This is a genomic window from Suttonella indologenes, from assembly GCF_900460215.1.
Classification (GTDB): domain Bacteria; phylum Pseudomonadota; class Gammaproteobacteria; order Cardiobacteriales; family Cardiobacteriaceae; genus Suttonella; species Suttonella indologenes.
Genome location: NZ_UHIA01000003.1, coordinates 453,323 through 466,951 on the forward strand (window position 1 = coordinate 453,323; position 13,629 = coordinate 466,951).

At 49.2% G+C, this 13,629-nt stretch carries 14 protein-coding genes; 4 read left to right on the top strand and 10 right to left on the bottom strand.

Annotated features, from left to right (window positions below):
• Positions 1-5: 5 nt before the first annotated feature.
• The 3 genes from mutM to DYC63_RS02585 all read left to right on the top strand — a co-directional run bounded on the left by mutM (position 6) and on the right by DYC63_RS02585 (position 2,365).
• A complete protein-coding gene (mutM, locus tag DYC63_RS02575) occupies positions 6-824 on the top strand; it encodes a bifunctional DNA-formamidopyrimidine glycosylase/DNA-(apurinic or apyrimidinic site) lyase (protein WP_115217798.1) in 819 nt (272 codons plus the stop codon).
• A 56-nt stretch (positions 825-880) separates the two neighbouring features.
• Complete coding sequence (locus DYC63_RS02580) at positions 881-1,480, top strand: hypothetical protein (protein ID WP_115217799.1); 600 nt, start codon at positions 881-883, stop codon at positions 1,478-1,480.
• Between the two features lie 174 nt (positions 1,481-1,654).
• Positions 1,655-2,365, top strand: a complete 711-nt coding sequence (locus tag DYC63_RS02585) for a hypothetical protein (protein WP_115217800.1) — start codon at positions 1,655-1,657, stop codon at positions 2,363-2,365.
• A gap of 21 nt (positions 2,366-2,386) precedes the next feature.
• On the opposite strand, the gene DYC63_RS02590 is transcribed toward DYC63_RS02585, so the two are convergent.
• From DYC63_RS02590 to DYC63_RS12540, 10 genes are all read right to left on the bottom strand, one after another.
• A complete protein-coding gene (locus DYC63_RS02590; protein WP_115217801.1) occupies positions 2,387-3,274 on the bottom strand; it encodes a DegV family protein in 888 nt (295 codons plus the stop codon).
• A 101-nt stretch (positions 3,275-3,375) separates the two neighbouring features.
• The gene (locus tag DYC63_RS02595; RefSeq protein WP_115217802.1) at positions 3,376-4,053 is read right to left on the bottom strand and encodes a Crp/Fnr family transcriptional regulator; all 678 of its coding nucleotides are present in this window, start codon (positions 4,051-4,053) and stop codon (positions 3,376-3,378) included.
• A 629-nt stretch (positions 4,054-4,682) separates the two neighbouring features.
• Positions 4,683-4,976: an integration host factor subunit alpha gene (locus DYC63_RS02600; protein ID WP_115217803.1), complete on the bottom strand. Its 294-nt coding sequence runs from the start codon at positions 4,974-4,976 to the stop codon at positions 4,683-4,685.
• 6 nt (positions 4,977-4,982) lie between these two features.
• A complete protein-coding gene (pheT, locus tag DYC63_RS02605; protein ID WP_115217804.1) occupies positions 4,983-7,364 on the bottom strand; it encodes a phenylalanine--tRNA ligase subunit beta in 2,382 nt (793 codons plus the stop codon).
• Between the two features lie 8 nt (positions 7,365-7,372).
• A complete protein-coding gene (gene pheS / locus DYC63_RS02610; RefSeq protein WP_115217805.1) occupies positions 7,373-8,407 on the bottom strand; it encodes a phenylalanine--tRNA ligase subunit alpha in 1,035 nt (344 codons plus the stop codon).
• Positions 8,408-8,596: 189 nt separating this feature from the next.
• The gene (gene rplT, locus DYC63_RS02615) at positions 8,597-8,950 is read right to left on the bottom strand and encodes a 50S ribosomal protein L20 (RefSeq protein ID WP_115217806.1); all 354 of its coding nucleotides are present in this window, start codon (positions 8,948-8,950) and stop codon (positions 8,597-8,599) included.
• A gap of 11 nt (positions 8,951-8,961) precedes the next feature.
• Complete coding sequence (gene rpmI, locus DYC63_RS02620) at positions 8,962-9,150, bottom strand: 50S ribosomal protein L35 (RefSeq protein WP_115217807.1); 189 nt, start codon at positions 9,148-9,150, stop codon at positions 8,962-8,964.
• Between the two features lie 69 nt (positions 9,151-9,219).
• A complete protein-coding gene (gene infC, locus DYC63_RS02625; protein ID WP_115217808.1) occupies positions 9,220-9,735 on the bottom strand; it encodes a translation initiation factor IF-3 in 516 nt (171 codons plus the stop codon).
• Positions 9,728-11,656 carry a threonine--tRNA ligase gene (gene thrS, locus DYC63_RS02630; RefSeq protein WP_115217809.1) on the bottom strand — a complete coding sequence of 643 codons (1,929 nt, stop codon included), beginning with the start codon at positions 11,654-11,656 and terminating at the stop codon, positions 9,728-9,730. Before thrS ends, infC begins: the two co-directional genes overlap by 8 nt.
• A 78-nt stretch (positions 11,657-11,734) precedes the next feature.
• Positions 11,735-11,914, bottom strand: a complete 180-nt coding sequence (locus DYC63_RS12540) for a hypothetical protein (RefSeq protein WP_172459378.1) — start codon at positions 11,912-11,914, stop codon at positions 11,735-11,737.
• Between the two features lie 278 nt (positions 11,915-12,192).
• Here DYC63_RS12540 and DYC63_RS02635 point away from each other — a divergent pair, with 278 nt between their 5' ends.
• Positions 12,193-13,629 carry an amidohydrolase gene (locus tag DYC63_RS02635; protein ID WP_115217810.1) on the top strand — a complete coding sequence of 479 codons (1,437 nt, stop codon included), beginning with the start codon at positions 12,193-12,195 and terminating at the stop codon, positions 13,627-13,629.

The following is a 13,629-nucleotide window of genomic DNA, read 5'->3' on the forward strand; positions in this document are numbered from 1 at the left end:
TCATCATGCCCGAACTGCCAGAAGTCGAAACCACCCGCGCCGGACTCGAACCCCATCTCATCGGACACCGCATCGCCCAAATTGAAAGCCGCGTAGCGAAACTGCGCCAAGCCGTAGACAAGCAAGCTCTGCAACAACTGATTGCGCGCCAATTCACCGCCATTCGTCGCCGAGGTAAATACCTCATCATCGACAGCGACAAAGCCGACACCAGCCTGCTGATCCATCTCGGCATGAGCGGCAGCCTACGCATCGTACCGCTGACCGCGCCGCGCAAAACCCATGACCATATCCTGATCACCCTCGACAACACCCAACAATTGCGCTTTCACGACCCTCGCAGATTCGGCAGCTTCGCTGTTATCGACCCGCGTCAAACCCCGCCACAACTCGCCCGCCTCGGGCCGGAACCCTTAAGCCAAGACTTCACGGGCGACTACTTCTACCAAAGCAGCCGCAAACGCAGAAGCGCCGTCAAAACCCATCTCATGAACCAAGAAACCGTGGTCGGCGTCGGCAATATTTACGCCAGCGAAGCCCTCTTTTTAGCCCGCATCCACCCTAACCGTCCTGCAAACAGCATCAGTCCCAGCGAAGCCGAACGACTCGTGCAACAAGTCAAAGCCGAACTGCAACGCGCCATCGCCCTTGGCGGCACCACATTGCGCGACTTTGTGCAACCCGACGGCACCAACGGCTACTTCCAACAAAGCCTGAACGTTTACGGACGCGCCGGAGAAGCCTGCCCGAACTGCGCCGCCGTTATCGAAAAACAAAGCATTGGGCAACGCAACAGCTTCTTCTGCCCGCATTGTCAGCGCTAATGCGGCAGCCGCATAAGACTTTGCTATAATGCCGCGTTTATTTACAAGGAGAAACTATGAAAAAAACTTTATTAAGCTTAAGTTTAGCCCTTAGCGCCTTCGCCCATGCGGCGGATTTGGACAACAAACCCGACGTCACGCAGTTTGACGTCGCCGGCGTACGTCTGGGCATGAGCGTGGAAGAAGCGCAAGCCGCCTTAGCGGCAAAATATCCCAACGGAGAAATGGGCAAATTAGAAACCGGCGGCAGCCCCTTTGACTACAAAACCAAAATCGCTAAAAACCTCAGACTCAAAGACGGCAAGCAAAGCATAAACGTCTATTTCAGCACCGACACACTCAACGGCAAACGCGACAGCATTGTCGTCAGCCGCATCATGTACTCCCTGCCGCGCACCGATGAAAACCTCGCCGCTCTGCAAGCCGCCGCCAAAGAAAAATACGGCGAACCTACCTTGGGCGGCAGCGACAGCAATTATTGGCGCTGGTGCCAAGAACCTGAAAAAGTCTTTGCTTACGAATGCTCTTCGCATAAAAAACCCACGCTTACCCTTGCCAGCATGATGGATACACATCTGGATTTACAAAATCCCGAATACAAACAAGCCGAACGCGATGCTCTGGAAGCGGAGAAAAACACCAAACCCAGCATTTAAGACAAAACAAAAAGGCTGCCTCTATGCAGCCTTTTTGCCTGAATATCCACTTAAAGAGTTACAGATTCGACTCACCTTGCTTTAATTTCTGTAATGCTTGCCACTCATCACCTTGTGTCATTTTTTCAATTCTTCAACTATAGTGGCTGAACTTCTATTCTCAATACCGCCGCCATGCTGCATTTTCTGATTCCGCTCGCCATCTTTGCTACGACCAACATCGCCAAACATTTTGTTACCGAACAAGAAGAAGAAGGCATTGCCGCCGGCATCGCCCGCGGCAGCGAAGAAGCGGTGCAAGAAGTGCAAAGTCTACTCAGCCGGCAATTTAAACATGCACTCATCAGGCTAAGTATCAATAGCTTGCTGCTGATTGCCGCAGTTTTGCTCATTCCCGTATTATTCAGCCACGCTGCGGCCGTATTTTTAATTGCTCTAAGCTATTTCATCTCGCTCTTGCAGGGCATTTGGCAATCTCTGCACTATCTGCGCTTTTTCAAAGATATTTACCGCAGCCATCGCCTCAATCTCAAAATCTATCTGGAAGCGCGCATTTACGAACGCGTTTATGAAATCGCCGCCGCAGAAGCAGCGCAGAAAACCGATAACCTTTGGCATCAGTTCTTCGGTTCGCGCAGTGCGCAAGACATCGCACAGACCATTGCCCGCCACAGCGCCGTCAATGCCAGTACTCTTATTTGGGCTTATTTGTGGAAAAAGGGGCTCTTATGGATCATCGTACTCATCACCTATTACCTGCTCGCCCGTTTTCTCGTGATTCCCTTTCTTATCAGCCAAGAAACGCAACTCAGCTTATTAGATACCCTGATATATCCGATAGTCTTCACGCTGAATTATTTCGTGCATGGGCTTTATCACCCCTGATATCTATCTCCTGTTTTTCGGCTATAAACCTTTAATATCACTGTGATCATGCACCCACAACCCTAAGCCGATAGCTCGCGGACCGATATGCGCACCCACAACCGGTGTAATCGGATAAGCAGGCACTTTTACCCCGTAGCTGCGCTGCAATTGATCTTCCAGCCTTTTGTATAAAGCACTATCGCCGCTATACATGCCGATAATTTGCGCGCGCCGCCCTTCCTGCGTTTCTTTCGCCAATTTCATTAAATGCTCAATCGCATTTTCAATTTTAGCGATTTTGCCGGCCTGCTTGAGCGAACCGTTATGGAAATGCAAAATAGGCTTGATATTGAAAATCGTACTTAAAGCGCCTTTCATCGTGGAAATACGCCCGTTTTTCACCAAATATTGCGTGGAATCCAAAACAAAGAAAATGTGCATCTGCCGCGCCATCACCGTTAAACGCCGCACAATCTCCAAAGGCGTGTAATGCTCATTAAGCATTTGATTGGCTTTTAGAGAAAACAAGCCTTCCATAATGCCGACAGTGCCGGTATCTACCACATGGACGGTAACCTGCTTGCGCATCAAACGCGCAATATCGCTCACATCGGCATAAGTGCGGCTCAAGGTAGAAGAAATCGTCGGCACGATAATATCGGTATAGCCTTTTTTGGCCAAATATTCAAACGTTTCTACAATAGATTCCATATCAGGCGGCTGTGTGCTAGGCAATAATTTAGGGTTATTTTGCATCCAACGGTAAAAGCTTTGCGCGCGCAGATTTTGTCCGTCTAAATAATCATTATTAGGCGGCGTGTGGACATGTAAACGCAAGACCTGAATATTTTTAGGCTTACCTTCAAAATCATCTAAAGAAGAAGTGGACGCGCAGACAATCGCACATTGGTGTTTTTTGCTTTGCATAGAAATAAAAGAATGAAAATCAGCGTATTTTATCTAAATTTTGAAATTTTGCACGGATGTTTTTTGCATGAGCAAAAAAACTGCACGATGAAAAAATTTCACTACTCCTGCAGTCTTGCCAACGATTGCACGACCACATAATTCTGCTGCTGCCATTGTAAAATCTCTTCGTTTTCCAATTGGCGAATCAGCCGCGACAAGGTTTCTGGCCGAATAGCCAAATACTGCGCCAAATCTTTTTTCGGCATAGGGATATACAAACGATAGCCGTCGCCGGCATTGACGGGCAATTGCTGACGGATATATTGCACAAAACGGCTGCGTGCATCTAAAACGCTCAGCATCTCAATCTGCTGACTGAGCAAATGAATATGCTCGCAGCATTTTGCCAATAAGGCGACCGCCAAATCCGCATGTTGGCTAATCATCTTGCGGTAAAAATGGCTATTAACCACTAATAATTTGCTCGGCATCACTGCCATCGCATTGGCGGGATAGCTATCGCGCGCCATAAACATCAGGGCTTCGGCAAAGCTGCTGCCCTTTTCAAAAATCCTGACGGTTTTCTCCTTGCCATCTGGTGCACTGAAATACAGACGCACCGCCCCTTCCAAAATAAAGAAAAAAGCAGAAGTCGCTTCATTCTTATTAAAAATAAGCGCATCTTCTTGGTACTGCTGCACACGGCTATTGGCAAGCAGGCTTTTCCTTTGCTCGGCATTTAAGGGAGCAAATAAATGGTGATTCTCAATCTGCGCAAGGATTTCTAATTCCCGCATGCATTTCCCTCAATTTACTGAAATTATAATAAAAATAGTAATCCCACTATTTCTGTCGCTATTATAGAACATACTTAGCATATTCGTTAAGCACTCTTTAATTGATAACTATACTCGGGAAAGGTGACAATCAGTATAAAGCGACAAGTCGCAGAGAGTACGGCAAGATGAGCCAAGGGCATAATTTTTTCAAGTCTTCGACTATATGATTCTATAGTCAATTCATGACAAATACGAACATTATATTTTTAACCTTAGCTTAGGCGTTTATGCCAGAAAGCACTCGCATGACAAATTGTGTTGGATATAAATATCTAAACTACTAATTTATAAGGAATTAGGTCGGATTCTTGAATCCGACAAATTTATATTTTAAGTAATATCGGATACAAGTATCCGACCTACCCGATTGAAAAAAATGATTAATTTTTTCATGAATTGACTATATATTTCTATAGTACCTTAACTTCAAAATGAGACTTAGAGATACACATTTTGTCAGGAGAAGCGCTTAGAATAATCTCATTTTGAAGTTAAGAGACTATATTTGGCAAAAGCAAAACTCTTATACAGATATTTAAGCCGTTATAGCAATAAAAAACGCTGCCGAAGCAGCGTCTTAACTCAGTTTAGCGCGGTCTGCTATTTGCTACGCGCGCTTTGAGTTTTTGTCCGGCTTTAAAGCTCACGACGCGGCGGGCGGTAATGGGAATTTCTTCGCCGGTTTTCGGATTACGACCGGGGCGTTGGCTTTTTTCGCGCAGTTCGAAATTGCCGAAACCCGATAATTTGACTTCTTCGCCGGAAGCCAAGCAGGTGCGGATTTCTTCGAATAGTTCGTCGACCATTTCGCGCGCATCAGGACGCGCCAAGCCGACTTGAGTAATAATGGATTCAACGATATCTGCTTTTGTAAGTGTCATATTTTTCTACCTTAATTCAGCACCATAGGTGCGGTTTACTGCTTGCACAAGGCGCGTAATAATACCTTCAACTTCTTCATCTTGCAAGGTTTTTTCTTGGTCTTGCAAAATAAGTCCCAAAGCCAGGCTTTTCTTGTTTTCCGCCAGATTACCGCCTGTGAAGACATCAAAAACAAAGGCTTCTTGTAAGAGTCCTGCGGCTTCTTTGCGTAAACAGTCCAATATATCCGCCGCATCGACCGTTTTATCCAGCACCAATGCCAAATCGCGGCGCAGCGCAGGATATTTGCTAATTGCGCGGAATTGCGGCGTATATTGCGTAGGCAATGCCTGCATATCCAGCTCAAAGACCGCGAAATCGCCGCCTTTTGTTCCCAGTGTTTTCAGCATCTGCGGATGCAAAATTCCCACTTGCCCGATTAACTGTCCTGCCAAATAAATATCGGCGCTTTGCCCCGGATGCAGGTAGGCGGCTTGGCTGCGTTGATATTGCACCGGCAAATCGCCCAGCAATTGCTCCACCACGCCTTTAACATCAAAGAAATCCACCGCACGCGCTTTTTCGCCCCATTGCTCCGGACGTACCAGCCCGCTCATCACGCCCGCTACGCGATAAATTTGCGCGCATTCCACCGCCTTGTCGCCGCGCGGATGAAAAACGTTGCCCAGCTCGAACAAACGCAGCTCGTTTTGCTGACGGTTGCGGTTATAAACGGCGGTATTGAGCAAACCCGGCAGAAGACTTAAGCGCATTTCCGCCATTTCCGCGGAAATCGGATTGAACAGATTCACGGTCGGCGCATCGGCAAAAAACGCCGCATGTGAAGCGCGATCGATAAAGCTGTAGGTAATCGCTTCTTGGAAACCTAAGAACAACAATTGCGTACTGACATGCGTATCAGGGCGCGGCGGCTGGCGGTCTTTTTGATAATCGACCTGCGGCAGACGGTTTGGAACATCATCATAGCCATCAACTCGCGCAATTTCTTCAATCAAATCCGCCTCAATCGCCAAATCAAAACGCCAAGTAGGCGGCGTAATCAGCCAGCCTTCTGCCGCTTGTGCAATTTGACAACCCAAAGCCGTAAAAATTTTCTCTACCGTCGCCGTCTCATAGCTGCGGCCGATACGGCGAGCAATCACCTTTTCTCTTAATGTAATCGGCTGACGCTGAGGCAAATACTGCGGATGCACATCCATAGCCACTTCCCCTGCCCGACCGCCGCAAATCTCGATAATCAGACGGCTTGTCAATTCCATTGCCGCGCGCTGCAAAGCATAATCCACGCCGCGCTCAAAACGCTGGGCGCTATCGCTTGACAATGCAAACTGCCGCGCTTTGCCGGCAATGCTTACCGGCTCAAACCATGCCGCTTCCAAGACGATTTTCTGCGTGTTTGGCGAACAGGCGCTGTCAAGTCCGCCCATCACGCCGGCAATTGCTAGAGGCTTTTCCGCATCGGCAATTAAGAGAACTTTCTCGTCCAATACCGCTTCATTACCGTTAATCAGCATCAATTTCTCGCCTGCCTGCGCCTGACGAATCACAATGCCGCCGCTGATTTTCGCCGCATCAAAAGCATGCAGCGGCGTACCCAAGAGTAGCATCACATAATTCGTCACATCTACCAGAGGATCATGCGTACGCAAACCCGCGCGGCGCAGACGTTCTTGCAGCCATAGCGGTGTCGGGCGCGTATTATCCACGCCCTCAATCACGCGGGCGAAATACTGCGGACAAGACTGCGGCGCTTGATTGCCAATCGCCACCGTCTCTCCGCTTTCCACTGCCACAGGCTGTACGCCAAGCTGCTCGGCGGCAAAATCCGCCGGCAAATCCTGTCCCAGCAGCATCGCCGCCTCTCGCGCCACGCCGCGCATCGAAAAACAATCAGCACGGTTCGGCGTTAAATCTACATCGATAATCACATCTTCCAGCGACAAATAGCGGCGCAAATCTTCGCCCACCGGTGCATCGGCAGGCAAAATCAGCAAACCGCTATGGTCTTCGCTCATGCCCAATTCGCGCGCCGAACACAACATACCGAAAGACTCTACGCCGCGCAGTTTGGATTTTTTAATCGCCAATCCCGGCAACTGCGCACCAATCAAAGCCACCGGTACTTTCACGCCTTTCGCCACATTCGGCGCCCCGCAGACAATCTGCAAAGGCTCCCCGCCGGCATTCACCGTTGCCACACGCAATTTATCCGCATCAGGATGCGCGACCAAATCCAGCACCTCGCCGACCACCACACCGCTGAATTCAGCAGCGACAGGCAATAAACCATCGACTTCCAATCCCGCCATCGTCAAGCGCTTGCTCAATTCCTGCGCCTCTGCGGCAATAGCGAAATCCGCTTGTAGCCAATCCTTACTTATTTTCATTTTAACCCTCAGAATTCATTTTGGAATTGACGCAAAAAGCGCACATCGTTTTCAAAAAACATCCGCAAATCTTTCACGCCGTAGCGCAGCATCGCCAAACGCTCGATACCCATGCCGAAGGCATAGCCCTGATATTGCTCAATATCAATGCCCATATTCTGCAAGACATCGGGATGCACCATGCCGCAGCCCAAGACCTCCAGCCATTTTGCCTCCGCCTCGCTGCCCTCATCGAAAAAAGCAATATCTACTTCCGCGGAAGGCTCGGTAAAAGGGAAAAAAGAAGGACGGAAACGCACCTGCAAATCCTCGCGCTCGAAGAAATCGCGCAAAAAATGCACCAGCAAACCTTTTAAATCGGCAAAAGTAGAATGCGTATCGACCACCAAGCCCTCGCATTGATGAAACATCGGCGTATGCGTCATATCCGAATCACTGCGATACACGCGCCCCGGCGCAATAATGCGCAGCGGCAGCGGCTCGTTTTCCAAAGTGTGAATTTGCACATTTGAAGTCTGCGTGCGCAAGACCGTCTGTGCATCAAAATAAAAAGTATCCTGCATCGCGCGCGCCGGATGGTGCTCGGGAATATTCAAAGCAGTAAAATTATGATAATCATCGTCAATTTCCGGACCGGTACGCACCGTAAAACCAAGCTTGGCAAACCAATCCTCAATCCTTTGCCGCGTCAGCGTCACCGGATGCAAACCGCCGCTAAAGCCGCGCCGCCCCGCCAAAGTAATATCCACCTGCTGCGCGGCAAAACGCGCCTGCAACTCCTGCGCCTGCAAGAGCTCTTGCCTGTCATTCAAAGCGTTGCTGAAAGACTCGCGCGCTTCATTGATGATTTTCCCCATCTGCGGACGCACAGCCGCATCCGCTTTGCCCATTGCCTGCGACTGCTGGCTGAAATACCCTTTTTTAGACAAATAAGTATTTTTTACCGCCTCAAGCGCCGCCATATCCGCCGCTTCTGCCACCGCCTGCAAAGCCTTTTGCAGATTAAGCTGCAAACCCGCTTCTAATTCAGCTAATTCACTCACAAGAATTTCCGTTTGTTATTGTAAAGGCGCGGATTGTAGCAAATCTCCAATCAAATCTGTAGTCAAAGTCCTGTTCAAAAGCGCCAACAAATCTCCGCCTAAAAACCTATAGTTATCTGTCCATACAAAACAAAAAGGCTAAATCCCATAATGGAATTTAGCCTTAAGACTACTCAGTCAAGCAATCGCTTATAAAGCCGCTTTTGCTTTTTCTGCCAAAGCGCTGAAAATCGCTTTGTCATATACCGCTAATTCAGAAAGAATTTTACGATCTACTGCAATGCCTGCTTTTTTCAAACCATTGATAAAACGGCTGTAAGACAAGCCATGAATACGGGCAGCCGCGTTAATACGCACAATCCACAATTGACGGAATTCGCGTTTTTTCGCTTTGCGGTCACGGTAAGCGTATTGACGCGCTTTAATTACCGCTTGATTGGCAACGCGAAATACCTTACGGCGAGCGTTGTAATAACCTTTTGCTGCTTTTAATACTTTTTTATGACGAGCGCGCGCCTGCACACCACGTTTAACTCTTGCCATCTAAATTCTCCTTAACCAATCATTTGTTTAACTGCTTTCACATCGCTTTCGTGGATTTGCATCGTGCCACGCAATTGACGCTTACGCTTGGTTGATTTCTTGGTCAGGATATGACGGACATGAGCATGACCGACTTTGTAACCGTTTTTGGTTCTTTTGATGCGCTTAGCCGCACCTCGATGGGTTTTTAATTTTGGCATTATTGACTCCGCATTGTTTGCCGTAAAAATATATTGCACAAAACGTGCAGCCTTTTATAAAGCGAGCCGTTATTTTTTCGGAGCAAGCACCATCACCATTTGGCGACCTTCCATGCCTACTTTCTGCTCCACCGTGCCGACTTCGGATAAATCCGCTTCAATACGGCTGAGCAAATCACGACCGAGATCCTGATGCGCCATTTCACGACCGCGAAAACGCACCGTTACTTTGGCTTTATCACCGCTTTCGAGGAAACGGGTCAGGTTGCGTAGTTTGACCTGATAGTCTCCCTCGTCTGTTCCGGGACGGAACTTGACCTCTTTAACTTGAATGCGCTTTTGATTTTTGCGCGCTTCTTGTTGCTTTTTCTGCTGTTCAAAGCGGTATTTGCCATAATCCATGATACGGCAGACTACGGGTTTGGCGCTTGCCGCCACTTCCACTAAGTCTAAATCCTGCTCATAAGCAGCGTCCAAAGCCTCTTCGATAGAAACGACGCCGCGTTGTTCTCCGTCGGCGTCGATTAAACGAACCTCTGATTCGCGAATCTCTTCATTAACTCGCGTTTCGTTTTGCTTAGCTATTGCTAATCTCCTGTGATTTGCTGTCGATTAGCCGGCGAATCATGGCGATAACGTCCTGCACCGCCATAGAACCCAAGTCTTTGCCTTCGCGCGTACGCACGGAAAGCGTGCCGGCTTCCTTTTCTCTCTCGCCTGCGACCAATAAAAAAGGCACGCGTGCGAGCGTGTGTTCGCGGATTTTATAGCTAATCTTCTCATTACGCAAATCTTTTTCAATGCGCAAATTTTGCTCGAACATTTGACTTGCAACATCAGCCACATAATCGGCATGCGCGTCGGTAATCGGCATCAAGACGGCCTGCACAGGCGACAGCCATACCGGCAGCCAGCCGGCGTATTGCTCGATTAAAATACCGATAAAGCGTTCCAATGAACCCAATACCGCACGATGTATCATCACCGGCGTTTGTTTTTCGCCGTTTTCATCCACATATTGCGCGCCCAGACGCTCCGGCATGGAGAAATCAAGCTGCACGGTGCCGCATTGCCAACGCCGCCCGATGCTGTCTTTTAAAGTGAATTCGATTTTCGGACCGTAGAACGCGCCTTCGCCCGGTTGTAGGCGGTAATCCAAGCCCTGTGCTTCCAAGGCTAATTTAAGCGCGGTTTCCGCTTCGTCCCAAATCTCATCGCTGCCTACGCGTTTTTCAGGACGGGTGGATAGCGCCAACTCTACTTCCGTGAAGCCGAAATCTTGATAGACTTCATAAACCATGCGGCAGGTGTTTTCGATTTCGCTGCGGATTTGGGCGCGGGAACAGAAAATATGTCCGTCATCCTGCACAAAGCGGCGCACGCGCATAATGCCGTGCAAAGTGCCGGAAGGCTCATTGCGATGACAAATGCCGAATTCCGCATAGCGCAGCGGCAATTCGCGGTAGCTGCGCAAGCCCTGATTGAAAATCTGCACATGCCCCGGGCAGTTCATCGGCTTAATCGCATAGTCGTGTTCGTCAATGCAGCAAGTAAACATATTGCCGCCGAATTTATCCCAGTGCCCCGATTTTTCCCACAAACTGCGGTCAAGAATTTGCGGCCCCTGCACTTCCTGATAGCCGTATTTGCGCAATTTCTGCCGCATGTAGTTTTCGATTTCGCGGTAAATCGTCCAGCCCTTGGCATGCCAGAAGACCATGCCCGGCGCCTCTTCCTGCAAATGGAATAAATCCTGCGCTTTGCCGATTTTGCGGTGATCGCGTTTTTCCGCTTCGGCTAATTGCGCCAAATAGGCATCGAGTTCTTTTTTATTGCGAAAAGCGACGCCGTAAATTCTTTGCAAAGGCTCGCCTTTGGCATCGCCGCGCCAGTAAGAGCCTGATAATTTAGTGAGTTTAAAGGCTTTGATTTTGCCCATATCCGGCACATGCGGCCCGCGGCACATATCGATATATTCCTGATGATGATAGAGTCCGACCTGCTTAACGCCGTCGTCAAAATCATCAATCAGACGGATTTTAAAATCTTCGTCGCGCGCGGCAAAAATTTCGCGCGCTTCTTTCACGGGCGTCCATACTTTTTGCACGCCGTAACCTGTGGCGGCAAGGCTTTGCATACGTTCTTCCAAAGCGATCAAATCTTCGGGGCTAAAACGATGTTCGCTGTCGATGTCATAGTAAAAGCCGTTTTCAATCACCGGCCCGATGACCATTTTTGCCTGCGGATACAGTTGCTTTAAGGCATGCCCCAATAAATGGGCGGTAGAATGACGGATAATTTCCACACCGGCTTCATCTTTATCGGTAATGACGGATACGGCGGCATCTTCGCGGATGTCATCGCTCAAATCGCGCAATTCGCCGTTCACTTGCACGGCAATCGCCGCTTTTGCCAAACCCGCACCGATGGAAGCGGCAATCGCCGCGCCCGTTGTCGCCCCTTCAAATGACTTAATACTGCCGTCAGGGAGAGTAATCGCCACCATATATTTATCCTTTCTTACTGCGCCGCGCGCAAAATCCAAAGCGGTTATTGTACTGCGTTTGCCGATTTAGGCAATTGCTTATTTGGCGGGTTTTTGAGGTTTTGACGGAGAATTTTGCTTTGACGACGGTACAAATGCCTGCACCGTTTTGCTTGCAGTGCAGGCATTGCCCTTCCTCTTTATCACTTGGCAATTATTGGCCTTGAGAAATGCCGCTTTATTGTTTTTATTGTTGCTCAAGCATTGCTCTAATTTCATCTTGCAATAAGTTCAGTGAATATTCAATACGGCTTAGCAATTTTGCATCAATTTATTTTTACTTATATTTTGTGCAAACGCACAAAATATAAAACCATTTATTTTCATGATGTTAAATAAATCTTGTTTTATTGTGCAAATGCAGCATTTCTTCTTCAGCGACTAATGACTTAGCCACGAATCTCACCGCATTTTTAAGCACGGCGATTCTTTACAAATCCTTCATCCTCATCTTACAATCGCGCCGCTTAAAACGTGAACAATTTATAGGAGCACAGATGAACGCCCTGAATTTCATTAAAGAATATTTACAGCAACATCATGATTATTTTACAGAAGTCAGCGAATATATTTTCCGGCATCCTGAAACACGTTTTGAAGAATATCAGTCTACCGCCTATTTGGCGGCGCAATGCGAACACATGGGTTTTGAAGTCGAGCGGCAGGCGGGCGGCATCGAGACGGCTTTTGTCGCCACTTGGGGCAGCGGCGCGCCCGTCATCGGTTTTCTCGGCGAGTTCGACGCCTTATCCGGCTTAGGACAGGTGCCGAATCAAACGACTTACCAAGCCACCCCCGAATGCAGTATCGGACACGGCTGCGGACACAATCTCTTAGGCACGGGCGCCTTTGCCGCCGCCTGCGCCGCCAAAGCCTATTTGGAAGCCAATCAACTCTCCGGCACGGTCAAATTCTTCGGCTGCCCCGGCGAAGAAGGCGGCTCCGGCAAAACCTTTATGGTGCGCGAAGGCGTGTTTGAAGGCACGCATCTCGCCCTCACTTGGCATCCTTCGCCCGCCAACTGCATTATGAGCCTGAGTTCGCTGGCAAATTATCAAGTTTATTTCCGCTTTAAGGGCATCACTTCCCATGCCGCCAACTCGCCGCATTTAGGGCGCAGCGCCTTGGATGCGGTGGAGTTGATGAATGTCGGCGTACAGTATTTGCGCGAACACATCATTCCGACGGCGCGCATTCATTACGCCGTAACCAATACCGGCGGTATTTCGCCGAATGTGGTGCAGGCGGATGCGGAAGTCTTATATCTGATTCGCGCACCGCAAGTGGCGCAAGTAGAAGAGATTTATCAGCGCGTGATTAAGGTTGCTCAAGGCGCGGCATTGATGACCGAAACCGAGCTCAGCATCCGTTTCGACAAAGCCTGTTCCAATTATATCGGCAACCGCGCTTTAGAAGCTCTGCTGTTCGAGAGTTTGCACGGCATCGGCGTCGAAGCGCCCAATGCGGAAGAAATTGCTTTCGCTAAAGGAATTTACGACTCCCTCACGGAAGGCGAGCGCCGGAATTATCTCGGACTCATGCGCAGCTTCGGCTATGTGGGCGACGGCAGCGAATTCGCCGGCAAATACCTCTCCGACAGCATCTCGCCCTATGTCGCCTCTGAAGAAGCGATGGCAGGCTCGACCGATGTGGCGGACGTGAGCTGGGTCGTACCGACGGCGCAACTGACCACTTCCACCGCCGCACTCGGCACCGCTTTGCACACTTGGCAAATGACCAGCCAAGGCATTTCTTTCAATGCGCACAAAGCCATGCTGCGTGCTGCCGGGGCTATGGCATTGGCAAGCGTACAAGCCGTACAGAATGCCGCCGTCCTTGAAAAAATTCAGGCGGAATTTGCCTGCTTCCAAGCGGCAAATCCTTACCGCAACCCGATTCCCGCCGATATACGTCCCTCAACCTTAAATAAATAG